The organism is Tautonia marina, from assembly GCF_009177065.1.
GTDB classification, from domain to species: domain Bacteria; phylum Planctomycetota; class Planctomycetia; order Isosphaerales; family Isosphaeraceae; genus Tautonia; species Tautonia marina.
Genome location: NZ_WEZF01000012.1, coordinates 1 through 24,232 on the forward strand (window position 1 = coordinate 1; position 24,232 = coordinate 24,232).

The window sequence follows — 24,232 nt, forward strand, 5'->3', positions numbered from 1 at the left end:
CCTTCAGACGAGTTCGTTCGCCTTTTCACAAAGCAGGTATACAACGGGTCGATAACCACGAATGTCAAACAGCAATTTACTCAACTCGTTGGGGATGCCTTTCGTGATTTTATCAAAGAAATGGTCCAACAACGAATCCAAACCGCTCTCGACGGAGTCGAGCCTCGTGCATCTGAAACAGTCCCGGACTCCCGCAGTCTCGATTGCCAGGAGGGTGATGAAGAAATCGTAACTACTGAAGAGGAACTCGAAGGTTACCATATCGTCCGGGCAATTCTCTCAAAACACGTTAATCCTCAGCGGATCGTTATTCGCGACACCAAAAGCTATTGCGGAGTCCTACTTGACGACAACAATCGCAAGCCGATTTGCCGATTAAGATTCAATTATTCACAGAAGTATATAGGTCTTTTCGATTCCCAGCGAAACGAAGAAAAGTTCCCAATCGAAACGATAACTGACATCTATAAACACGAATCAAAGCTGGTCGATACTGTTATTTTCTACACAAACCAACAAGCAAAGCCTAAACTGTCGGCTCCCCCTCCGAATAATGGCGAAGAACTCGAAGCGTTATCAAGCACCGAATTAAGCGAAACTTAATAAAGTTGGTTGACATAGGAATCATTCCAGCCTGCAGAGAGGAATGAATAGCTCCTTGGCACCCTAAGGATGCCGAACCAAGCGTCCTTCATTCCTCTCCTAAATTCGCAGGCACCGTACCCCAGTCGAGACGTTACCCCTCGGGGGTCATCCCCAGCACCACGTCGAACCGCGCCTCCAGTTCACCGATCCGAGAACCTTCGATCGGCTTGAAATCGACCAGAACCGCGTGGCGATCTGCCGGATCGGTGATCCGTCGCAGAATGCCGTCACGTTCATTGCCTGGGTGTCCGTTGACGTAGCACTGGGTGGTGAGCAGTGGCGTGCGGCCGTTCCAAATTTTGAAATGGATATGAGGCGTGCGGCCGGGATAGGGAACCGGCTTGATCGTTCGGAAGTAATAGGACCCGTCCGAGCCGGTCAGGAAGCGGCCGAACCCCTGGAAATGGGCGTCCCGATCGGAGCGGTTCGCGCTGCCGGTGTGCAGATAGGCTCCGTGAGCATCGACCTGCCAGATCTCGACCAGGGCATTCCGTACGGGCGATCCCGACGCATCGAGAATACGCCCCGAAAGGTGTGTGACCTCACCGACGGCCGGCGTGATCTCGTCGTTGATGATCAACAGATCGTTGTCCGTATCCAGCGGGAGCTGGTTCGGATAAAACGGCCCTTCGGTCTGCGGAGGCGTGCGGACCAGCTCCTCCGCGAAGGCCCCTCGCGTCATGAACATGGCCGCGCCGAACGAAAGCCCACCGATCATCTGCCGTCGATCGATTCGACGATTCTCCCATGATCCCATCTCAGCCCTCCTGTCAGACAAAAACACGGTTCCCACGATCGGGGAATAAACGGGAAGCTCCTACCAATAGACAGCGTCAAGCAGCGGACGATCGGCTCATCGAGCAGGCTCCAATTCGGAGAACGATCAGCGATGCTCGTCGGATGACCCCGAACCAGAGGACGATCGGTTCAAGGCGAACACCGAAACCAGTTCCGGCCGAATCATTTTCTCTCCCATCGAAAATCCCGGTCGGAGCCGAGCGGCGATGCGCTTGGCTTGCTCCGGATGATCGGTTGCCACCGTCGAAACCGCCCGTTGCCGCCGAGGTTCGAACGTGTCGTCCTCGGTTCGGAATGGCTCGACCCCCTGACGATAGAGAATGTCTTCGAGCCCTTGCTGCACGTCTCGGAGCAATCGGATCTCACGCTCCTCACCAACGGCCTCGGCCATCTTCCCCAGGTCGTCATGGAGCTGAATCAGGTCGATAAAGATGGGCTTGGTGATCTTCAACAGCAGATCGTTCTTGTACTCCTGCAACTCTCCGTGGAGCCGATCCACCACCTTTTCCCGACTCGATTCCGCCCGGAACTCCCGGTCCACCACGGCCTGGAGCTTCTCAATCCGTCCGCCGAGCTGCGCGATGGCATCGAGGACCGGAGCCATCACGTCCACCGTCGGATCCTGAGTCTCGGTCGGCTCAGGGCCAATCACGTCGTCGGTCGGTTGATCCCAGGTGTCCACCACCTGATAGGCTGAGGCCGCCACGATCACGGCAACCTCAACCGCCTCGGGCTCTCCGGACGGGGTCGGCTCGTCCTCGGTCTCGATTTCGGACTCAGGGGGACGCTCGGGATCATCGGGATGAGACGGGTCGTTCATCATCTGCTCATCAATGAAAAGGGTACGGCTCCAATAGGTCGGCATTGATCAGCGAATCAACCCTTGTTGCCGAAGCAACCAGAGCAGCGGCCGTTCGACCAGCAACGGAGTCGGCAGTGGCTGAGCCGCGTCGTCCTCGGCTCCGGCGGCATCCCCCAGTGCGGAGCACGCAAAAAACCGATGACGGGGAAAGTCAATGCTCAAATGTTCCAAAAACGACATCTGATCCCATCGCCTCATGGCCGCCTGAACCTCGTCATGAACAAGCTGGTCACTCGGCTGGTCGGCCTTCGCTCCCGGAACCGACGCCGCCACCTCGTGCAGCGCGGTGCCAGGTGCCATCAGAGGCCCCCAGCGGTCCAGCTTGTTCAGGCAGATCGCCAGCGGTACGCGAACCGGAGTCCGTTCGAAAAAGCTGGCGAGTTTCGAAAGGTCTTCGCGATAGTCGGCCGGCGGGGCGATCGCCTCTTTCGGGGTCAGACGAAGCCGAGGATCGGACGCGACCTGCGGCAATCGCATCGGATCAATCAGCAAGAGCAGTCCCTTGGCTCGCTGAATCAGGTGACCCGCTTCGCGACGAAGGACCGAGAAGTTCATCTCCCAGTCTTCACCCGCCATGTCCGAAAACGAGAGCAAGGGCTCGGCCCCCCCCTTGCCTCGGCGTTTCACCCGATACACGAGCGGCTGCAACACGCGCCGGTTCATCTCAAGAGGGGGCGTTGGCATGTGAGCCTGCCGAGTGACCTCTCCCCACTGACCGACCCCAACCCCCTCCATCGCCGACCCGTAGGTCACGTCCTGGTACTCCTGACGATAGCGCCGCCGCACCTCCTCGTCGATTGGCTCCAGCAGCAAGCCTCGTTCGGGGCCGACATGCTGATTCAGCTCATGCAGCACGACCGTCATGAAGGTCGTTTTTCCCACCGATTGCGGCCCGAAAATCGTTAAGTGCCCTGACCTCCTGGCGATCGCCGCCTCGGGCATTCGTTGATGACATCGCGGACACAATCGGCAATCGGTCGCTCGACCACACTGGGGACAATCCAGTGATCCCGGCAAGATCATCCAGTCCATCAGGCGACGAACGCCCCGACGCTCGTCTCGCCTCGGATCGACCCACCACGGACTCCGAACCATCGAGTCGGCGTTCGGCCCGAAGAACGTTTTCGTCAGAATCGGGTCCTCGACCTGCCGACCAAAATCGGTTTCGCAGACGGAACTCTCACATTTTAGATGCAGTTCGAAGGCCGCGAACCGCTCAAAGCAGAACGGGCACTGCACGCGCCGAAGCGGATCAAGTCGAGTCAACAGGTCCAGTGGCATCGGCAGACTCGGACGACAGAGCCAAGGGGCCTGACCGGCGACCTCGCGATCACCGGGCAATCAATCCATCGTCGCTGAATTGCCTGGTGCATTCAACGGTCCAGACCACCCCGATGAAGATCGGTGAACCTCCCGGAATTCCCCCAGCCGTTCACGCCTCGATCGAGATCGGCTGTTCATCGAAGTCTGTCGGGACTAAGATCTGAAGGTATCCGCTCAATTCCTCTTGCTCCGGACTGGGCCTTTGAATCGCCCTTCGGTCCTCATGCTGCGTCGCTTTCCCCTTGCCGCCTGGATCACCCTGAGCGTCACTTTGGTCGCGGCCGGTGCCTCGATTCGGTTCGACGGCACGTATCTGGTGTCCGATCAACTCGTATTGGGCATGCTCTTCTTTGTCTCGGCGTTCATGCTCACCGTCGCCTTGATCTGCTGGCTCCCGCTGCTCCGACGCCTTCCCGACACCCGCTCCACCGGCCGAATCGTGATCCTCTTCGTCCTTGCTCCCGCCCTCTCGATGGGACTCCTCGCGAGCATGGCGCTCGAAAGTGAAGAAGCCGCTGCCGCTCGCCAACGAACCCACCTGATGCGCGTGGCCCAACTGATCGTTGACGATTTCAGCGAGCGCGGCCGCATGCCCGTCCTGTTCGACGATGCCTTGCAACGCTCCGACGACCCGCTGCCCCATCGCGGCGATGCCAATGGTCGATCACTCGTCTATCGCAAGCTCGATGCCGACTCCGCCCTGCTCTGTGCCCCCGATTGCCGGGTCCACATCGAGATCGAGGGAACCACCATCCAGTACCAGACCTGGCCCAAAGGTCATCCCGACCCCTGCGGCATGCACTCCGATTCGTCCTACTGGACCAACGCCGAGCCGGCTCCCTGATCCCCCGACGAGCCCCGTTCGATGCGTAAGGACCGCCGATCCCTCACGATCGGCAGTCCCGTTTCGCACCGTCGTCGAACCCGAGCGGTCACCTCAAACGCCGGCCGCCTTCTTCAGCGCCTCGATCGCAGGAGCGTAATCCGGCTCGCTGGCCACTTCCTTCACATATTCCACATGCGTGATCGTTCCGTTCGGATCGACCACAAACAACGCCCTTGCCAGCAACGGGACCGGAACTCCGGACATCAGAACGCCGTAATGCGTACCGAAGCTCTGGTTATGCAGGTCGGAAAGGTTCGTCATGTTCCCGATCTGCGCCTCATCGCAGAAGCGGGCCATGGCAAACGGCAGGTCGGTGCTGATCGTGTACGCGGCGACCTTGTCCCCCAGCTCTTTCAAGGTGCTCGACAGGGTCCGGGTTTGCGTGTTGCAAACCGGGGTGTCTAGCGACGGCACGACGCTGAACAGCCGGGCCTTGCCGCTCGTCTCCTTCAACGTCACCACTTCCAGACCCGACGCTCCCTTCGTCACGCAAGAAAACTCAGGAGCCGAGTCTCCCACGTTCAGGCGGGGCCCCACCAGGTCGATCGGGTTGCCCTTCATCGTCACTTCGCCGCTGCGCGTTGCTGCCATCGGTCAATTCTCCCATCCCACGGATTCTCATCTCGATTGGGTCATGATTCCACCGAACCATGATCACGTCACCCCTGAGCTGCCGCCAGCGTTCGCCGGAGGCAATCGAGGCTCTGACGCGCGGTTTCCTCAGCGCCGGGGGTGAAGTCAAACACCTCAACCGAAACCCAGCGATCGTATCCCGAGTCCACCAGCGCCTTCATGATCGGGCCGAAGTCCGTTGCTCCCATGCCCGGCCCTCTCAGATTCGGGTCGTTGGCATGGAAGTGACCGGCATACGGGGCATGCTGCCGGATCAAGTCGGGAACCGTCCCGCCCGGATCGCTCGACATCGCCTTGACGTCCAGGTGCAGCGTGACCTTCGGATGCCCCACCCGTTCGATCAACGCCCGCGTCTCGTCAATGCTCGTCAAGAAGTTCGTTTCCTCGCTCGTGAGCGGCTCCATGCACAGCTCGACGCCGTGCGCCTCCAGGTCGTCGGTCACCGCCTGAAGCACCTCGACCGCGAATCGCTCGCCGTCTTCCCGCGAGACGTCCATCGCAATGTCTCGCTGCTTCGGCGATCCGAAGACCATCACCGAACCGCCCATGTCCTTCGTCGCTTCGATCAAGACCTTCAGATAATCGATCGTGTTGAACCGTACCGTCGGATCGGGACTGGTCAGGTGATAGCCTTCCGTCTTGGCCAGGAGCCAGTGCAGGCCGATCGTTTCGAGACCCGCATCGGCGATCGTTCGGCGAATTTCGGCGCGGCGATCCTTTCCCAACATGGTGATCAAGGGGGCCAGCGTGAAGGGGGCCAGCTCGATCCCTTCGTACCCGATCGACTTGACCTCGGCACAGGTCCGTGCCAGGTCCCATCCTTCGAACAACTCATTGCAAATGCCAAATCGAATCATTGCGTTGTCCTGTTCCGATGAGAAAGAGAATTCGATCGAATGATGGCGTCCGATCAACAACGAAGAGTCAGTCGCGGTGAGTCGATTCCGTCACTCCGGGACGGCTCGATTCCCCCCATTGCCCGATGAGCTTGCGTCACACCCCCGCCGATTGCTCTGCCGAGGCAACCGTGTTGGCCAGCAGCATCGCGATGGTCATGGGGCCGACTCCTCCCGGAACCGGCGAGATCCACGAGGCCACCTCGGCGGCCTCGTCGAACACGACATCGCCGCAAAGGCTGCCGTCCTCCTTCCGGTGAATCCCCACGTCTACCACCACCGCCCCCGGCTTGATCCAGTCTCCCCGGACAAACTCGGGCCGCCCGACCGCCGCGATCAGCACGTCCGCCTCTCGAACGATCTCCGAAATCTCCTGGCTGGCCGAGTGGCAGACCGTGACCGTCGCGTCGCCGAACGCACCCTTCTGGAGCAACAGCAGTGCCATCGGCTTGCCGACAATGTTCGACCTTCCTAGCACCACCGCTCGTTTACCCTTCGTCTCGATTCCGTGCCGGCGCAGCAGTTCAACAACCCCCAGCGGCGTACACGACGCGAACCTCGGCCGACCGATCGCCAGCAGGCCGACGTTTTCCGGGTGAAACCCGTCCACGTCCTTGCTCGGGCTCACCCGGTCGATCACCCGGTTCGGGTCAATCTGATTGGGCAAGGGCAACTGCACGAGAATCCCATCCACCGCCGGGTCGTCGTTCAGCCGATCGACGACCGCCAGCAGTTTCTCTTCACTCGTTGCGGACGGGAGGCGATGGACGGTCCCCTCCATTCCCACCTCTCGCGCCGCCTTCTCCTTGTTTCTGACATAGATCGCACTGGCCGGATCATCCCCGACCAGCACCGCCGTCAGGCCGGGCACCTTCCCCCGCTGTTCCCGAAGCACCGCCACCCGATCTCGAAGTTCGAGGCGAATCGCTCGGGCCGTCTCTTTCCCATCGAGGATCTGCGCCGGCACCACTCTCGCTCCCATCCCTTCACCCGACTCCGCCGATCGGCCCGGCTCGCCACGGTGAACTCACTCGATTGTCCTGTGGATTGTCCCCAAAAGGCCCCCGATGGGCCGAGTTCCCCTCGTCGAGCGTTCAATCGTCTGGAGGCCCCAAGAGTGACGGCTCGTCGCCGCAACTGCCAGGGTTCCTGGTCCGACCGAGCCGACGACGCAACGCCTCTCAGCCTTGGCGAGGAATGCGCAGCGGAGTTCCTCGGAGCGCAATCCCCCTCCGCGATGCGATTGCGGAGCGATCAGGGGTCGATCTCTCGCGCTCCCCGTCCTCCCTCAGGTCAAGGGCCGAGTATATCCCCCCCTCCCCGTTCCGGCGACCCCTCGCCGAATCTCCACCGATTGGATCAACTTTTCCTGACTATTGCTCCTCATTTCCACGATGATGTGAGAGATGCGCGATTCTCCCGAGCCGCACCTTGTCCCAACACGACCCGTTCGCCCCTCCGGTTTCTCAACCTTCATCCCAGTTCAGACGCACCACGATAATCGAAACCTCACTCTCGAACACCCAACGCTTCGGAACACCACCCGTTTGACGGAACGAACCGAGATGAATCACGCGAAGCGCTGTCTCTTGAACCACTTGGAACATCGCTCCCAGCGAGAATCGAGCGCACCTCGCGCGCACCGGTTGGCGCACCCTTGGCTCGATTCGGTGCCGCCCCCACATCCTCGTGCGACGGACTACCGCATACGGACGCTCCAGGCACTTCGCCCCGCCCTCGAGCGCGTGGGCCCGATCCCCAGCCCCCGACAACACTCCTGCCGTTTGACGAAACGAACCGACACGAATCTCCACAACCTCCTTGACGACAACAGGTTGAAAGACGACGCCCAAGAACAATCAAGCGCACCGGAGGCGCACCGGAGGCGCACCGACAGGCGCACAGTGAGCGCACCGCGGCTGATCCAAGGAAAGTCACTCCTGCGCACCAAGCCCCTCATCTTCCCCAAACAGGTTCCTCAAACGCCCCCGTCCTCAACCCTTCCGGCCTCTCAGCACCCTGGAATTCTTGCCAACAATCGATTACGCAACCCCAAGAACGTCCCCCGAAACAAACGAACTCGACTGCTCACAAATTCTTGAGAATTCATGACGTTACGCCGAATCCTGAGACGCTCACCCTGGCGCACCTCAAGGCGCCCCGAGGGCGCACCGGGAGGCGCACCTTGCAGCGAATCCTGGCCGAACAGTCGTCTGTTGGCACAGGAATCACCTCGCTGTCTCAATTCACGAAAACCGTTCCGCGATCCCTTGGTAAGATAAGACGGGTAGCCAGTTCCCTCGAACACTGCGGAAACCGTCTCCCCGTGTCCTGACTCAACCGTTCGGACGATTCCTCGATCCACTCCCTTGAGTCCCTGCCACTGCGATGTCTGACCTCGAACGTCTCGATCCCTACCGTTACGACGTCGTCGTCATTGGGGCCGGTCATGCCGGACTCGAAGCCGCCCTCGCCTCGGCTCGAATGGGCAGGCGAACGGTCCTCTTGACGATCAACGCCGACGGCGTCGGCCAAATGAGTTGCAATCCGGCCATCGGCGGCGTCGCCAAGGGACAGATTGCGCGCGAGGTCGATGCCCTCGGTGGGGCGATGGGGCTGCTCACCGACGCCGCGGGACTCCAGTTCCGCCTCCTCAATCGCGGCAAGGGGCCTGCCATGCATAGCCCCCGCGCTCAGTGCGACAAAAAAGCCTATCAGATCGCCGCCAAGCTCATGGTCGAACGCCAGGCGGGCCTGACCCTCCGGCAAGAGATGGTCGAGGGGGTCGTGGTCGAATCGGGCCGAGCCGCTGGGGTCCGGGTCCGAGGCGGAGCGATCTACCATGGTCGCGCGGTCGTCGTCACGACCGGGACTTTTCTCAAGGCGCTCATGCACACCGGCGAGCAGCAGACCGCCGGCGGCCGGGCCGGCGACGTTTCCGCCGAAGGACTCTCGGGGAACCTCCGAGAACTCGGCTTCGAACTGCAGCGGTTCAAGACCGGCACCCCTCCCCGCCTGAACGGTCGAACGATCGACTTCGCCGCGCTCGAACCCCAGCCGGGCGATCCCGAACCGATTCCCTTTTCCTTTCTCACCGATCGCATCGAGTCCCCGCAGCTCGACTGCCACCTGACCTACACCAATCCGGCCGTTCACGACCTCATCCGGGAGAACTTGCACCGGGCTCCCATGTATTCCGGTCAGATCCAGAGTACCGGGCCGCGCTACTGCCCCTCAATCGAAGACAAGGTCGTTCGCTTCGCCGACCGCGAGCAGCACCAGATCTTTCTCGAACCCGAGGGGCGGCAAACCCTCGAATACTACTGTAACGGCATCTCGACGAGCCTCCCGAGAGACGTTCAGGAGGCCATCATCCCGCAGATTCCCGGCCTGGAACGGGCCGAGATTATGCGGTTCGGCTACGCCGTCGAATACGACTTCGCCCCGCCGACCCAGCTTCATCCCACCCTCGAAACCAAGCGCGTTCCCGGTCTTTACTTCGCCGGGCAGATCAACGGCACGACCGGTTACGAGGAAGCCGCCGCTCAGGGGATCGTCGCCGGTATCAATGCCGCCCTGGCCTGTACCGGAGACGAACCCCTGATCCTCGACCGGACCCAGGCGTACATCGGCGTCCTCATCGACGACCTCGTGACCAAGGGGGTCGATGAGCCCTACCGCATGTTTACCAGCCGCGCCGAGTATCGCCTCCTCCTCCGACACGACAACGCCGATCTCCGCCTGACCGACCTCGCCCGTCGGCTCGGGCTCGTCGACGATGATCGCTGGTCGCGCTTTGTCCGCCGTCGGGATCGGATCGAAGCCCTTCGAGATCAACTCCGCTCGGTTCGAGTCGATGGGGTCTCACTGGAGCAGATGCTGCGGCGCACCGACGTCTCCTGGGACGATCTGAAAACCCTTCACCCGAGCCTCTCCGCGTTCGACGCCGACGGCACCGGAGCCGTGGAACAGGCGACCATCGAGGCGAAGTACGGGGGCTACATTGCTCGACAGGCCCAGGAAATCGAGAAGGTTCGCCGCCTGGAAGACAAGGCGATTCCCAGTGATTTCGATTACGACCGCATCCCCCAACTTCGGCACGAAGCGAGGGAAAAACTCCGACGGGTCCGCCCCCGGTCCATCGGACAAGCGTCTCGCATCAGCGGCCTGAACCCGGCCGACCTCTCGACACTTGTCGTCTTCCTGAAGCGCCGAGCCCCGTCGGACCTCGGCACCCGCCCTCACCGCCCGACCACCCCGGCCCCCGTCGACGGATCGTCCACCGCCGAGTCCCCGACCACTGATGAGCGCGTGCCCCTCCCATAGTCCCTGCCCCCCAGGGTTGACCTGGGGCCTTCGAGTCCTCCTCTTCACGTTGTCTTCTCTGGGTTGACAGAACCAGGACCTATCTTATAATTGGCGATGTCGGTAAATTCGGCAATATCGAGAGTTTTGACCAGCTTTGCGGGATCGTTGGGTTCCGTGAAGTGAAACCCGTCGCCGCCAGTCGGGTCGGGGATCGAATCTCGGAGCCGAGGTTTCGGCGTCGTTGTTGCGGGCGAGTCCGTGATCAGGGAGGAGTCGAGGGCGCCCGGCGAGGGGACCATTGCAAACCGGACGGGAGGTCTGGTCTGTAAGGTCGAGCCGGAAAGTTGCCTGGGGCTCGTGTCAAGGGGGCGATCCCGACGATGAAAACCGTTTTTACCACCGGTGAGGCCGCGAAGATCTGCAAGGTGAGTCAGCAGACGATCATCCGCTGCTTCGACTCCGGTCAGCTCAAGGGCTTCCGCGTGCCCGGGTCACGATTTCGTCGCATCCCGCGCGATGCCCTGTATCGCTTCATGAAGGACAACAACATCCCGACCGACGCCCTGGAAAGCGGCCGACGACGGATCTTGGTGGTGGATGACGAACCCGAGGTCGTCCAGATCATCAAAGATGCCTTGCTGGCCGACGGCCGCTTCGAGGTCAAGGACGTCGATAACGGCTTCGGTGCGGGGATGATGGCCAAGGAGTACCATCCCGATCTGATGGTCCTCGACATCATGCTCCCGGACATCAACGGCAAGGCCGTCTGCGAACTGGTGCGCCGCGACCCTTCGATGTCGGACATCAAGATTTTCTGCATCTCAGGCATGATCGAGGAAGACAAGATCGGCGAGCTGCACGAGTCTGGCGCCGACGACTTCATGTCCAAACCGCTCGACGTCGATGAGCTGCTTCGTCGCATTTGCAAGCTGCTCGACATCGAGGCGTCCCGAGAATCCTGATCGCCGAAGCGGCTCCGGCTCCGCTTGACCGGAATCGCCAAACATCCTACGCTCACTCGACAGCCGCACGACGCGGTGTCACGATCGCCGGGCCGGGCCCTCCTGCCGGCCCCTCGGGAAGGAGCCCGATCGGGTGCAAGGGTTTCGACCGACCTCTGATTCACTCGACTCGCTCCGGAGTCGATTGGAACGCCTCGATGGCCTTCCAATCCGCCCAACGTCACTGAAGGGCCTTACTCGCCTACGCTCCGAAAGCCAAACAGATTCACACATCTCGAAACTTGAGGCATGCGTCGATCCCGGCGATGCTCTGCTCAGATCGACTTCGGGTTCTGTGTTCTGGCGAGCACAACGGCGGGAATGGCCCTTGTGGACCGACACCGAGCCTCCTGGCTCGGAGGCTCGCGAACGCCTCTGGCGATTCTGTGTCGCCACGTCCCTGGCATCGCATCGACTGGCGGCCGAGGGTGGCGACCCCGACCCTGAGGCTGTCGGTCGGGCTGGGTTGCTTCATCCGCTGGCACTCTGGGCCCTGGCAGCCGTCGCTCCCGATCGGCTCTCGGACTGGATGGCCACCGAACACGAGGGGGACCGGAAGCAGCTGGAGACCCGCTGGTTCGGCCGTCACTCCGCCGCCTTCGGGTTCCACCTCGCAACGCGTTGGGGATGTCCTCCCGAGTTGAGCGACGCCGTGCTGTTCGCGGGGCTGGCGACCGAGCCTCCCATCGAGGCCGCGCACGACCCGGTTCACCTGCGATGGGTGCGGCTTGGTCGAAGCTGGGCGATGCGGACCCCCTGGGCACTCCCCGGCCCTCATCTCGATCTCGATCCCACCCCCACCGACCTTCAACGGCGATGGCTCATGGCCGCAGTCCAGGCGCGATGTGCGGGAGGACTCGGTCAAGCCACCGAGCCGCTGCCCTCTCACCAGTTGCTCGGCGAGGTCCTGGATCAGCGTCTGAGGGCCGACCAACTCGACGCGGAGCTCGCCGAACTTACGGAACGCTTCCAAGCCGTCATCGCTCGTTGGGAACCTCCCGCTCCGGAACGACTTCCGCTGCACGCCTCCTCCACGCTCGACGCCATGGCCGAGTTCGCCGCCGGGGCCGCTCACGAGTTGAATAACCCACTGGCGATCATCGCGGGACGAGCTCAATTGCTCCAGGCTCGGACCTCGGATCCCGAACATCGGAGCGCGCTTCAGACGATCATCACGCAGGCAAGACGGGCTCATCAAATTCTCAGGGACCTGATCTACATTGCTCGACCTCCGGCCCCCAGAGAAATTCCTTGCGTGCCGGATCAGATCCTCCGGAGCGTTGTCGAGGATCTCACCACCGAGGCGTTGACTCGGAAAATCCGTCTGTCGTGTCGGACTCCAGAACCAGGCTCCACGGTTTCGACCGATCCAGAAGCACTTCGGCATCTGGCGGAGGCCCTGATCCGGAACGCCCTGGAGGCCACTTCCGAGGGAGGGCGAGTGCTCGTGGAGTCGCTGGGCGATCATCGAACCGTCGTCTGGACCGTGAAGGACCAGGGAATCGGGCTCGATGAGGATCGATCGGTTCACGTCCTCGATCCGTTTTACTGTGGCCGTCAGGCCGGGAGGGGACTAGGGCTTGGACTTCCTCGGGTGGCTCGTTTTCTTCAAGCGGTCGGGGGCTCTCTGTCCTGGCACGTCCCGGACGAGGGAGGAACCTTGACCCGAATCGAACTACCGATCGATCCGGAGCATTGGGCGGAACTGCCCGCTCAGCAACGGCTCGAACGGAGGGATGCGAGCTGAGCCCACTTACCGAGACCAGGACACCTCAGGCGATAAGGGTGCCCCACACCATCTGATCGGCAATCTCGTGGCAGTCCGAGCAAAGGAAGGTCACGTTCAAGGGTTCCTCATAACTCCAGTGGTGGCGTTGCAACCGCTGTCGTCTCCGACACCACGTACAGACCTTCGGCCGGGTGATCAATCCCAGCTGTTCCGCCAGCGCAGCCGCATACCTCGCGGATCGCGTCCGGTGGCGTCGCGGCTTGTCTGGATGAAGGCAGATGTCGAGATGACGGCGGAGCCGTTCGAACTTGGCGCGATGCCGATTCGGGCCTCGTTTCATCGTCGCAATCTCTCGAAGGAACCAAGGGGACTGCCAGAACGGCAACTGCGGTTCCCATCCCTTCGGCGGCGCTCCGTCCGAAGGACCTCCTGCGACCGACGATCCTATCGAGTTGTCACTTCAATTCTACGGCGTGTTTCAGGACAAGACCACCTCTTTTGGAAAAATAGGCAATTTGGCGAGCTGGGGGATCGCGGTCTATTGACCTCATCCCCCAGGCTTCGGCGCAATCGTTTAAGCAACGTCGGAGGCCATTCATTCCATGAAGGCACCTATACGTTCTTGAGCCATCATGTCAAGGTGGGGGCGGAAAGGTAGCGTTCCCGGGCGATCAACGAGGCCCCGAGGACCCCGGCGTCGTCTCCGAGTTCGGCCTGTTCGATGTGGACGCGGCGGTCGGGGTCGGCCATCGCCTGGCCTCGGGCTGCGTTACGGACCAGCTCGACGAAGGGAGAACCGAGTGCCTCAGTCACGCCGCCTCCGATGATGACGATCTCGGGACCGAGAACGTTGATCAGGCCGCCGAGGGCCAGGCCGATGAATCGCGCGGCCCGCTCGACCTCGTGTACGGCGACGGGATCACCAGAGCGATAGGCGTTGGAGAGTTCCTTGCTCTTGAGCCGAGAGTTCTTGTTGCGGACAACGTCTCGCAGCGGGGTTGAGGCACCTTTCTTGATGGCCTTGTGGATGCGTCGGGTGATGGCGGTCCGGCTGGCGACGGCTTCGAGGCAACCGCGACGGCCGCAACCACACTTGGGACCATTCGCCTTGACGATCAGGTGGCCGATCTCGCCGGCGTTGTTCGTGACTCCGGAGACAATCGCCCCGTCTCGGATCAAGCAGCCACCGATTCCGGTCCCGATGAAGGCGGCCACGATGTCGCGATAGCCTCGCCCCGCGCCGAGCTTGAATTCGCCATAGCCGCCGACGCGGACATCGTTCTGAACCGCGACGGGAACGCCGAAGGCCTGGTGGAGGGTGTCCTTCAAGGGGAAATCGACGACATTGAGATTCGGACTGGATCGGATGACACCCGCCTCGACATCAAGGGGACCGGGCGAACCGATCCCCAGTGCAGCGATGTCGGAGGGCTCCAGACCGGCAGCGGCCAGGGCGTTGCGTCCGGCTTCGATCAGGGCGTCTTGAAGTGCGGCCCCACCTTCACGGGCGGGGGTTACTTCCTTGGCCCGCCCGAGAATCCGGTGCTCGGCGTCTACCACTCCGGCCAGGATCTTGGTTCCCCCAAGGTCGATTCCCAGGACCAGCGGCCCTTCGGTGTGCGTTGTCATCGTTTCCGCTCCGTGGTTGCTCGTTGGCCCCGCATCGCGACATCGCGGTGTCTTAACCTGATGAAGTACCAGGGTCGGGCACTTCGGGAAAGTGGCCACCCCGGTTCCGGTTCAATTGCTGAATTCATCATCGAGTTGAAACCTGATCTGATGGGCCAGGTCCTGCGCGAGTCGAACGCGATCGGCGGGAACCACAATCCCGTGAGCGGCAATCTGGTCGAGGCACTCGACAATCCGGCCGCGTGATCGCATCCCGAGTTCCCTGGTCATCCATCGAGCCAGCGATTCCAGGGCGTAATCGTTGTCGACCGGAGGGTCAAGGGCCATGACCACCCAGGCGACGAAGGCATACCGATCGTCAAGGTTGAGCCGCGAAACGGGCGGCGCGGTACTCGAAGGATCGGCGTTTCGCCACCGCATGAGATCCTTCCATCGCGCGTCGGACGTTTTTCCTTCCCAGTGAAATTCGGTCAGGGCAACGACACACTGCCAGCGAATGGTCGCAAGCTCGGAAAGGCCGAGCGACAGCTCACTTGGCGAAACGAGTGGGTCATCCGGGTCGGGCTCCGGGAGTAACGGGGGCAGATGCTCTTCTCGAATGGAGAGCGCCGATTCGCTCGGCTTGCGTTGAAACAACCAGGCCTCGATGTACGACCGAGTCCGGAGGTCCTTCAGCGGGGCCATCGGGATGAGCTGGGCGAACCCTTCGCGGAGGTCAAACGCATGAGACTCGCAAGGTGGAGCAGACCACCATGCAAGAGACCTGAGCGTCCAGAGTTCGGCGGAGTATTCCGGTACGATGACCGCGAGCCTCGGTCCATCGCAGGCGTTCAGGAGGACCTCGAAGAATCGATCCGTAAATTCTCCCTTATCCAGGGAGAGAGTCCAACGGCGAGCGACCTCGATCGATCGGGCGGGCCGAACGGCATGGAGGTCACGACCGAGATCCTCAACGAGGGTCGATGCCAGGCGAGGATGGCGAAGCAGCGCGGCCCGGAGACTCCAGGCGGCATTCAAATCCGCCGTGATGCGGGTGGTTTCGGCAACGATCAATGACGCAAGTCCGGCATGCCGAAGGTGCTGATCAAGCCCTGGGCTCAATCCAAGCCACTCGAAAACCTGGTCTTGGGACTCGATCCAGAGCGCCGGATCGGGAAGAAACTGCAGGAGGAGATCCGCGATCGGCTTCACGAGCAGTTCAATCCCTGCCGCGCCTGGGTCAAAGGCTCCGGGCCAGCAGCGCCCGCATCGCTCCAGAATCGGCCGAGCGGGTTGAAACTGCTCCTCGGCCAGACGATCAATCATCAGGTCGAGCAAGGGAGCTCGGTCCGTTGCGGGAAGTCGGCGAAGAAGAGACTCTTCGGGCAGGAGGTCCCCCTCGTCAAGGAAACGGACAAGGTGCTGGGCATCGTCGCTCAAGGCGATCGAGGCCGGAGTGAAGGGAATTCGGGCACGAGCGGATGCCAGCCACGCAGAAAGGGTCATCGGCGCCTGGCGGAGGCTCAATGCGAGGTCGAGTGGCGAACCGATACGTTGAAGATAGCGCTCGGCCCAGATCGGCTCGATGGCCGCCCGGTCCGTCTCTGGAAGCCCGAGTACGAGGTGTTCGATCGCCCAGGGAAACGCGTCGGGGTTCGCGTCGTCACGGTCGGCCACTTCGAGAAGACTTTCGGCCAGAACCGGGAGCAACCTGGGAGGGATGCGATCGCGGAGTGTTTCACCTTGGTCCCGGAGATGGTCCTCCGCAATGAGACGAATCAGGGCGGAGGCGATCCACTCCCCCTGCCCCTCGACACGTCGCTCCAGCGCCCAGGTTTCGAATCGAGCACGGGCGTCGAGGTCGGCTGGTTCCATTTGATCCGCAAGCAGCGAGGAAATGGACGCGGTTTTTCCAAGGCGCCCGGCCTCGTCGGCGATGAGGTCGAGAACGATTGGCAGGGTCTCGCCGAAGCGCATGGCCTGGTGCAGAACGTGTTCGAAGGCTTTCGTTTGGCCTCGATCCAGCACCAGTCCGACGGCGTTTCGGGCCTGGAGCGGCAGGAGGACACGAGGATCGATCGTCGATCGACGTTCCATCCAGTTGAGGGCAAACTGACCGAAATCCGAGGGCACGGTTCGAATCAGCCCGTCCAGGAATCGAGCGAGGAGTTCCGTGGACGTGATCCGCTGGACGATTGCGTTGAGCCGCTGCTCACGATGGATCGAGGACTCGCGGACCCAGAAATACGCGGTGATCGCTCCCCAGAGGGTTGCTTCGGTTGTGGTTCTGTCGACCCAGGTTTCAGAAGAGAGGAGCAGGAGCCAGAAGGCATCGCGTGCGGAAGGGTCGCGGCTGGCGTCTCGCACCAGGGGACGCCACCAGTCGGGTTGGCGAGCTTCGGGAAATTCTGCCGAGAGGCCGACCTGCACGGTCCATGCAACCTGTCGGGCAAACGCTTGCCATTGCGCCGGCGTTGTAGGAGGTGCAACGGGTGATCGAGCAGCTTCGGCCAGCCCGATCAGGGCATCAAGCCAGGCGTCGGACCAGAGGACCGAGGGATCGTACGGGCGTTGAGCTTGTCGCGCTCGGGAATCGGTCAGGGTCCAGTTCTCGACGCTTCGCGGGTCGTGAGACAAAAACCAGGAGGCCAGAGAGCGCGCCCAGTTTGGAGGCGTGGGTGAGGTCGAGTCGTTCCGATCCGTCGTGAGATCCACCACCGGGCCAAGGCTGGCGAGCAAGCTACGGGTGTTCTGAGTGGCGGGGACGGTTCCGTGAATCCGGAAGCCGCTGAGTTCCTCGGGTCGGTCGTGATAGGTCGAGAAGGTCAGCTCGGTGCGGAGTACGGCAGGAAACGCAAAGGTCAGGGCGGCAATACGGGGCCCCAGGCGATGCGGGTCATCCATCAGAACGAGCGTGCGACCGGTCCGAACTGCCTCGGCCACCCGAGCGAGTAAGGCGGCCAGTGTTTCGGAATCAAGGTCGAGCAGCGGGGCAACGTGAGGCAGGTCGGGGGAAGTGATCAGATCGTCGGGACCAAGAGAGAGATCGTCGGGCCGACGGCCTCGGCTAGGTTCGGGGTCCGAGCGTCGCCAGCAGGGTTGGCCGTAGAGGCCGGCAGGCCAGCAGGCAATCGACTCAAATTCCGAAGGGTCCAGGCGAAGGCCATGAGCGAAGTAGCCTCCAGGGCGCCCCCACTGGCCGCGCTCCGTTTCGTATTCTCGGGAACGAGGTTCGAGCCAGGCCACTTCCGTGAGGGTCCCAACGCGACGGTAGCGAAGGGTTCCGGGGGCGAGTTGCTTCCCGTTAGAGCCGGGCAGGAAGGGCCGTAGCGCGAGGTGTCGCACATCTCCCGAGGGAGGATAGCCGGAACCGAGCCGCTTGATCTGAAAACCGTTGCTCGCGCCGAGGCCGTAACCAATCGGGCATTGTGTGTAGTAGATCTGCTCCATCCGGCCCCGGCCCCATCGACTCGTCTCACAGGTGAGGACACGCTCCATCATAACCGATTCGACGCGTCCTCGTGACGAGGCTGGGTGTTCGGGAAAAGATCATCCCAGGCAAGCAACGCGGAAGGCCCCAGTGAGACCAAGTACGATCACTCGAATCGGGATTTCCCACGAGCGGAAGAGGTCCGAGCCGGTGATGCCGAAGGTGCCTCGGGGGTCTTGATGACCTGGGGAATCAACTCATCAACCGTGACATCCCAGTTCATCTGACCAATCGCCACGACGGCCTTGTTCTTCCGGGCTTCGATCCGGACGACCCGACCGGGGCGATCGTAACCCAGCCGAGGCACGACGACGCGATCTCCCGGCTGGAGCCGGGCGCGGGCCTCGGCAAGTCGGGCATCTTGTTCGGCCTGGGACTGGAGGTCGGCGAGTTTCTGGGAGAGGGCAGCGCGGGTTCGTTCAGCCTCGGCCTGCTGAGCCATCGCCTCCTGACGGGCCTGCTCGGCCTCGAATCGGAGGCGTTGCACGACCTCCCATTCGGGGGAGCCCTGCCCTTCGTCTCGGGACCGTTCGATGTAGCGAGCGGCACGATCGACGAGATGAGCGGGCATGGCCAGGCGTCGAGCAATCTGCAAGGCGTTGGACGCGCCAATGTCGCCGATGTGGACACGATAGCGAGGTCGAAGCGTTTCGATGTCGAACTCGACGGCGGCGTTCTCGGCGTGAGGGTTGGAGAAGGCGTAGGTCTTCAGGTCGCCGATGTGGGTGGTCACAATCGCTCGGCAGCCGATCTGGTCGATTTCGTCGAGAATGGCACGCCCGAGGGCGGCCCCTTCGGCCGGATCGGTGCCGGCGCCCAGTTCGTCCAGCAAGATCAGTGAGCGTTCGGTGGCTCGAGAGAAAATTTCCGTGATCCGGCGGACGTGCGAGGAGAAGGTCGAGAGGGATTGCTCCAGGCTTTGCTCGTCGCCAATGTCGGCCAGTACGTCATCGAGCAGGGAAAGCTGCGAGCCCTGATTGGCCGGAATGTGCAGGCCGCACTGGGCCATGATCGCCAGCAAACCGACGGTCTTGATCGCCACCGTCTTGCCGCCGGTGTTCGGCCCGGTGATCACGAGGATGTTGAACTGAAAGCCAAGATGGACGTCGATGGGAACGACCGATCGGGACGGGAAGTCGGGGCGGGATCGACTGGAATCGGACGGGAGGGACAACGAATCGCCCGGCTGAAGGGCTGGTGACGATTCGCTGCGTTCTCGTCTGCGTTGTTCGAGGGGACGACCGGACAAGCCGCCTCTCAGACGGGTCGCTTCGTCTTGATCTTCCGTTCGCTCGTCCGTGTCGGGAAGCTCGCCGGGTTCGACCTCCGACACCTCGGGAACCAATGTCTGACCGACGGGAGGCTGGAACAGGGATCGGTCGAACTCCTGGTTCGGATCGACCCAGGGGGCCGGCCGCGAACCGACGGGAAGCTGGTGGAAACCGCGGAACGACGCCGGAAGCTCGGGTGGCTGGGGCCGGGAACCGACCGGCATCTGATGAAAGCCAACGGAGAAGGCTCGATCGGCCGATGGCGCATCGGGCGAGTCTGTTGCGGTTGGTTCCGGCTCGATCGAGGCGTCGATCGAGGTCTCTTGCTCGCTGAAACGACCTGCCTCGGCCTCGGCACGGAGTCGCCGGGCTTCCTCTCGAAAGAGGTGTTCGAGGATCGGATGGCGGGCCCCTCGCAAGAGAATCCGGCCCTCGGTATTCAGGTCGGGAGGGGTCATTCGGTAGTCGAGGCTGTAGCGTCCTCGGCAGAGAACGAGGTCGAGCGTCGCCATCACCTCGAAGGTGGACGTGAGCGGGTCGGCGACCTGACCGACCTGGGCGCTGAGCCACCGGAGAATGCGACGAACCTCCTTCGTCTCCTTGGCCCGAAGATAGGAGAGCTGGGCCGATTGCTCGGCCACGGCTTGCGGCTCGATGTAGACGGTCTCGTTGCTGGCGCTGGTCCGGTGGACCGACCCCTTGAGTTCTCCTCGGAAGTCTCTGGAGACCGGGAGGACGTAGTGCTGGCCGACGACCGTGAAATTCGGGTAGCGGAGGATGCGGCGGATCTCAGGGGATCGGAGCATCCGACGGAGCGTTTCCTGAATGCGCTCCTCGACCCCGGCAATCTCCCGACGGATCTCAGAAAGGCGACGACTTGCGGTGTCGAGTACGCGACCTCGGGCGTCGAGACAGCCGTCGATGGCGTTGGCGAGGCCGGAGAACTCGCCGATGTCTTGCTTCAAGGCGCCGAGTCTCGGGAACGAATCACCAACGCGGACGAGGTAACGATCGACCTCGGCGATGATCCGCAGCGAGGAGGCAATCTCGGCCAGTTCCTCCGCCGCCAGGGTCGCGCCGATGGCCGATCGCCGAACCGCGCTGCGAACATCGAGCAATCCGGCGAGCGGAGGGGTGAGTCCGGCCGAGAGGGCGTCGGTCATCTCGGTTGTCAGCGCCTGCTGCTGACGCACCTCGCCCAGTTCGAGACTGGGTTGGAGAGCCAGGGCGGCAGTCCGGCCGAGGGGAGACGCCGCGTAGGAAGCGACCAGTGATCGGACGCGGTCGAATTCGAGAAGCTCCAGCGTATGCGTATCCATGATCCCTCAACGACACAGCCCGATCAGAGCAGGTTCGGCTCGATTCGGGTCACCTCATCGGAGTCGGATGATGCATGACCCGGATTGATTGTCGCACGAAGCGGCAACGATCTGCCAGACGAGTCGAGGGATCAGGGAGCAGTCTGAATATCGGGCGGCTGCGTTTCGTTGAGACGAGCGTGGGCGAGTTCTTCCCATCGGCTGATCTCGAAACCGAGGTCCTGCCCTGTGATCTGCTTGAGGGTCTGGTAGCTTGCGGCCCGGATGGCGGGGTCAGGGTTGCGCATGCCTTCAACGAGTGTCAGGCCGATGCGGGGATCCTCGGGTGCCAGGTCTCCCAGGGCCTCGATCGCGGCCACGCGGCAGTCTCGGCTGACATCGGTCGTCATGACGCGAGCCAGGAGCGTGGCGTCTTCGATCGTGCCAATCTTGCCGAGCGCGCGGCAGGCTTCGGTCCGAACGATCGGATCGTCGGCCAGTGCGGTCTTGCGGAGAACCGTGAGCGCTTCGGGACGGTTCAGCGCTCCGAGGGTTCGGCAGATGGCCGCCTGGGTCGCAACCGATTCTTTCCCTCCCTCTAGCGCTGCCACGAGCACGCCGACTGCTTCGGTCTTCTGGCTCTCATCACTGTAACAACTGGGATCGGCGAGCTTCGTGAACGCAGCGTACCGCACGTTCGGATTGTCGCTTTCCTGGACATGCCGGAGGAAGCTCGATGCGGTCGTTCCGAGAAACCCGACCCCACCACACCCGGAAACCATGACGACCAGACAGACCAGCTTCGTCGCCAGGGACCGGTGGAGCGTCGGAATCATTGGGAGGTTCTGACCTTCCATGAACGGGGCTCCCACCGCGATTGCGGAGGATCGAGTCGGGAGGGGACCGAGAACGGTCACGAGGTGGCCATCCAAGGGTGTCCGAACCGGTCGGCCGGGATCATCGGCCCGGGATCATGATCGGGGATCGGTTCAGGGTCAAGGTCAGCTCGGGACGAGATGGGCGACTTGGCTGGTGGTTCGAGGCTGGCGGCCTCGGTATGCTCAGCCGCTCAGGCCGACCTCTCCCACGGCCAGTTCGCACTCACCCTCGTCCTTCTCGGTCCTTGGATGGAGTTCGTTCTCATGATGGAACCGATTGATCGCCGGACCCTGCTTTCGGCTGGAGTCACTGGACTTTGCGCTGCAACCCTGGGGATCGGTGCAGCCCCACGACGCCAGGTTGGGAAGGGAAAACCGGTCGTTGTTGCCAGCGCCAATGGCTTGCAGACGGTCACGAAAGCGATGGATTTGATCCTCGCCGGTGCGGATCCGCTCGATGCGGCGATTGAAGGGGTGGCGATCGTGGAAGCCGACCCAAACGATCGAAGCGTAGGCTATGGCGGCCTACCGAACGAGGACGGCGTGGTGGAACTTGACGCAGCCGTGATGCATGGCCCCACGGCCAACGGGGGGGCAGTGGCGTCACTTCAAAACATCATGCACCCGGCCGCCGTGGCTCGGATGGTGATGCAACGCACCGATCACTGCCTGCTGGTGGGTGAGGGAGCGCTCCGCTTTGCCCGGATGCACGGGTTCCCCGAGGTGAACCTGCTGACCGAGGAGTCTCGCAAGATCTGGCTGCACTGGAAGGAGACGCTGAGCGATCGCGACGATCGATTTCCGCCTTCCGACGATCAGGTCGATCCCGTTGTCCGACAGTTCTTCGGGATTCGAGAGACTGGGACCATCCACTGCTCGGCGCTGGATACGCACGGCAATCTTGGTTGCGTGACAACCACGTCGGGGCTGTCTTTCAAGATTCCAGGTCGGGTGGGAGATTCACCGATTCTGGGGGCCGGGCTCTATCTGGACAACGAGTTCGGCTCGGCTGGTTCCACCGGACGAGGTGAAGCCAACCTCCTCAATTGCTCAAGCCTTCGCATTGTCGAGGCCCTGCGAGCCGGCAAGGCACCACAAGACGCCGCGCTCGAAGCGTGCAAGCAGATCGCCAGAACGAACCTCAACCCGAAACTTCGAGACGACCAGGGACGTCCAAATTTTGACGTAACGTTCTACTGTGTTCGCAAGGACGGGAGCTTCGGAGGTGCTTCGATCTGGTCGGGAGCCCGGATGGCGGTTCACGACGGTGACTCCGCCAGACTCGTCGATTGTGCCGCACTCTATGACCGGTAAGGCCAAGACGACAGGGCAGCGAAGGTTGTTCGATCAATCGGGCTGACCATCCCTTCCGATTGCAAGAGAACCCACCAGTCGCCAGGAACCGGCGACGACTTCTCGCAATCAATAAGATAAACAACTCGGTACTCGACCGCATGAACAGGGAGGTCGAAGGATCCCCTGCTCATGCGGCGAAGCAGCGCTGATCAATCATGCGGAGGTCGAGGCGGTGAGATGCTTCTTCCCCGCGGCAGTCGTGAGGAAGGGAGTATTGCCGGTCTCCTTGTCCTTTGCACCTCGCTTGACGAGCTTCAATTCTCGGAGCTTGTCGATCGATCTCAGCTCCGTCTTCTGGGCTGGCGTGTAGCCAGGCTCACCAGCGGCCTCGATCTGGCGAAGGATTTTCTCCTGAGCGTCCGTGAGTTTCAAAGGCTTCTTGGTTGCTGCCTTGGGGGCAGGTTTCGTCTTCGCAGCCGTCGCCGAAGACGCTGGGGCGGCTGCCTTGGCGGGAGTCTTCGACGCCTTGGGGGCGGCCGCCTTCCGAGCCGTTGCAGGACGAGTCTTCGCAACCTTTGGTTTTGCCGGAGCCGCCGTGGTCTTCTTCTTGGTCGCGGTTGTCTTCTTCGCCGCCGTCCCGGTCTTCTTCGCCGCCATCGTCTCACACCCTCAGTGGAAAGGAACCGACTGGCCGGAACCGGTCCACCGGCCTTTGCAGTGATTTTCTTAGCGAAATATAACACGCCTGTGAAGACAGCGAAGGAGCAAGGAAGCCGGTTTTCTCAGGTGTTCCAGCCAATCGGCAACAATTTGATCAAATCGATTCAATTTGCGATTGTTTTTGTGAATTTTGATTTCATTCAGTTGATGTTCTTTAGAATTCTGACACAGTCATTAAAATCCCTTGGTTTTTCCTGAGTATGACTCGGAATCCTGGAGGGGAACTGTCCATTGAAAAACGTCATCCTGGTTCTTCACCGTTCGTAAAGGGTCTCAGCGATCGCACAGGAAAAAAATTTGGCTCGCCTCTCGGATTTTCCCGACCAGGAGAGCGTGGAATGATCGTCGACCATGAGGATCAAGAGGTAAACGTCTGGGCGACTCCTGACCAAGGAGGGCATTCGGAGCGAAGGAAGTTCGTGAGGCTGAACGGTCCTTCGGTCCTCTTCCCGACGACCCCGAACGTTGCTAAGGGGGTACCGTGGACTTCACGAAGTGGAGTGAAGACGCAGGGTGTCCAGCAGGCTCCAAGGGGGACTGCCTGTTCAGAATGGACCATCATGATCGAGGAAACGCTGGGTTTCGGAACC

18 protein-coding genes and 1 pseudogene are annotated in these 24,232 nt (G+C 61.9%); 7 read left to right on the forward strand and 12 right to left on the reverse strand.

Annotated elements, in window-relative coordinates; all coding sequences use genetic code 11:
• Nucleotides 1-603, forward strand: a pseudogene (locus GA615_RS27530) (hypothetical protein); the annotation flags it as partial.
• A 133-nt stretch (nucleotides 604-736) separates the two neighbouring features.
• Here the strand turns inward: GA615_RS27530 and GA615_RS15210 are convergent.
• The 3 genes from GA615_RS15210 to GA615_RS15220 all read right to left on the reverse strand — a co-directional run bounded on the left by GA615_RS15210 (nucleotide 737) and on the right by GA615_RS15220 (nucleotide 3,586).
• On the reverse strand, nucleotides 737-1,402 hold the full coding sequence (locus GA615_RS15210) for a protocatechuate 3,4-dioxygenase (RefSeq protein ID WP_235905468.1): 666 nt from the start codon (nucleotides 1,400-1,402) through the stop codon (nucleotides 737-739).
• A gap of 126 nt (nucleotides 1,403-1,528) precedes the next feature.
• Nucleotides 1,529-2,308 (reverse strand): nucleotide exchange factor GrpE, encoded by a 780-nt coding sequence (locus GA615_RS15215; RefSeq protein WP_152052169.1) that lies wholly within the window; start codon nucleotides 2,306-2,308, stop codon nucleotides 1,529-1,531.
• A gap of 3 nt (nucleotides 2,309-2,311) precedes the next feature.
• Nucleotides 2,312-3,586 carry a hypothetical protein gene (locus tag GA615_RS15220; RefSeq protein WP_152052170.1) on the reverse strand — a complete coding sequence of 425 codons (1,275 nt, stop codon included), beginning with the start codon at nucleotides 3,584-3,586 and terminating at the stop codon, nucleotides 2,312-2,314.
• Nucleotides 3,587-3,851: 265 nt separating this feature from the next.
• Here GA615_RS15220 and GA615_RS15225 point away from each other — a divergent pair, with 265 nt between their 5' ends.
• The gene (locus GA615_RS15225) at nucleotides 3,852-4,472 is read left to right on the forward strand and encodes a hypothetical protein (RefSeq protein WP_161602355.1); all 621 of its coding nucleotides are present in this window, start codon (nucleotides 3,852-3,854) and stop codon (nucleotides 4,470-4,472) included.
• Nucleotides 4,473-4,565: 93 nt separating this feature from the next.
• Here the strand turns inward: GA615_RS15225 and tpx are convergent, their stop codons facing one another.
• The 3 genes from tpx to folD form a co-directional block, all read right to left on the reverse strand.
• The gene (tpx, locus tag GA615_RS15230; protein WP_152052172.1) at nucleotides 4,566-5,105 is read right to left on the reverse strand and encodes a thiol peroxidase; all 540 of its coding nucleotides are present in this window, start codon (nucleotides 5,103-5,105) and stop codon (nucleotides 4,566-4,568) included.
• A 68-nt stretch (nucleotides 5,106-5,173) separates the two neighbouring features.
• Nucleotides 5,174-6,004: a sugar phosphate isomerase/epimerase family protein gene (locus tag GA615_RS15235; protein WP_152052173.1), complete on the reverse strand. Its 831-nt coding sequence runs from the start codon at nucleotides 6,002-6,004 to the stop codon at nucleotides 5,174-5,176.
• Nucleotides 6,005-6,140: 136 nt separating this feature from the next.
• Nucleotides 6,141-7,010 (reverse strand): bifunctional methylenetetrahydrofolate dehydrogenase/methenyltetrahydrofolate cyclohydrolase FolD, encoded by an 870-nt coding sequence (gene folD, locus GA615_RS15240; RefSeq protein WP_152052174.1) that lies wholly within the window; start codon nucleotides 7,008-7,010, stop codon nucleotides 6,141-6,143.
• Nucleotides 7,011-8,431: 1,421 nt separating this feature from the next.
• Between folD and mnmG the strand changes: the two genes are divergently transcribed.
• The 3 genes from mnmG to GA615_RS15255 all read left to right on the forward strand — a co-directional run bounded on the left by mnmG (nucleotide 8,432) and on the right by GA615_RS15255 (nucleotide 13,099).
• Entirely contained in the window at nucleotides 8,432-10,369 is a 1,938-nt protein-coding gene (gene mnmG, locus GA615_RS15245) for a tRNA uridine-5-carboxymethylaminomethyl(34) synthesis enzyme MnmG (RefSeq protein ID WP_152052175.1), read from the forward strand.
• Nucleotides 10,370-10,731: 362 nt separating this feature from the next.
• Entirely contained in the window at nucleotides 10,732-11,313 is a 582-nt protein-coding gene (locus GA615_RS15250) for a response regulator (RefSeq protein WP_152052176.1), read from the forward strand.
• Nucleotides 11,314-11,680: 367 nt separating this feature from the next.
• On the forward strand, nucleotides 11,681-13,099 hold the full coding sequence (locus tag GA615_RS15255; protein WP_152052177.1) for a histidine kinase dimerization/phospho-acceptor domain-containing protein: 1,419 nt from the start codon (nucleotides 11,681-11,683) through the stop codon (nucleotides 13,097-13,099).
• Between the two features lie 25 nt (nucleotides 13,100-13,124).
• On the opposite strand, the gene GA615_RS15260 is transcribed toward GA615_RS15255, so the two are convergent.
• From GA615_RS15260 to GA615_RS15280, 5 genes are all read right to left on the reverse strand, one after another.
• On the reverse strand, nucleotides 13,125-13,421 hold the full coding sequence (locus tag GA615_RS15260) for a hypothetical protein (protein WP_152052178.1): 297 nt from the start codon (nucleotides 13,419-13,421) through the stop codon (nucleotides 13,125-13,127).
• A 290-nt stretch (nucleotides 13,422-13,711) separates the two neighbouring features.
• Nucleotides 13,712-14,710 carry an ROK family protein gene (locus GA615_RS15265; protein ID WP_152052179.1) on the reverse strand — a complete coding sequence of 333 codons (999 nt, stop codon included), beginning with the start codon at nucleotides 14,708-14,710 and terminating at the stop codon, nucleotides 13,712-13,714.
• A gap of 111 nt (nucleotides 14,711-14,821) precedes the next feature.
• Nucleotides 14,822-18,190 (reverse strand): GAP1-M domain-containing protein, encoded by a 3,369-nt coding sequence (locus tag GA615_RS15270; protein WP_152052180.1) that lies wholly within the window; start codon nucleotides 18,188-18,190, stop codon nucleotides 14,822-14,824.
• Between the two features lie 95 nt (nucleotides 18,191-18,285).
• A complete protein-coding gene (locus GA615_RS15275; protein ID WP_235905469.1) occupies nucleotides 18,286-20,769 on the reverse strand; it encodes an endonuclease MutS2 in 2,484 nt (827 codons plus the stop codon).
• Nucleotides 20,770-20,900: 131 nt separating this feature from the next.
• On the reverse strand, nucleotides 20,901-21,605 hold the full coding sequence (locus tag GA615_RS15280; RefSeq protein WP_235905470.1) for a HEAT repeat domain-containing protein: 705 nt from the start codon (nucleotides 21,603-21,605) through the stop codon (nucleotides 20,901-20,903).
• 285 nt (nucleotides 21,606-21,890) lie between these two features.
• Between GA615_RS15280 and GA615_RS15285 the strand changes: the two genes are divergently transcribed.
• A complete protein-coding gene (locus GA615_RS15285) occupies nucleotides 21,891-22,940 on the forward strand; it encodes a N(4)-(beta-N-acetylglucosaminyl)-L-asparaginase (protein WP_152052181.1) in 1,050 nt (349 codons plus the stop codon).
• 195 nt (nucleotides 22,941-23,135) lie between these two features.
• On the opposite strand, the gene GA615_RS15290 is transcribed toward GA615_RS15285, so the two are convergent.
• Nucleotides 23,136-23,354: a hypothetical protein gene (locus tag GA615_RS15290; protein WP_152052182.1), complete on the reverse strand. Its 219-nt coding sequence runs from the start codon at nucleotides 23,352-23,354 to the stop codon at nucleotides 23,136-23,138.
• A gap of 7 nt (nucleotides 23,355-23,361) precedes the next feature.
• Here GA615_RS15290 and GA615_RS15295 point away from each other — a divergent pair, with 7 nt between their 5' ends.
• Nucleotides 23,362-23,643 carry a hypothetical protein gene (locus GA615_RS15295; protein WP_152052183.1) on the forward strand — a complete coding sequence of 94 codons (282 nt, stop codon included), beginning with the start codon at nucleotides 23,362-23,364 and terminating at the stop codon, nucleotides 23,641-23,643.
• Nucleotides 23,644-24,232 lie beyond the last annotated feature (589 nt).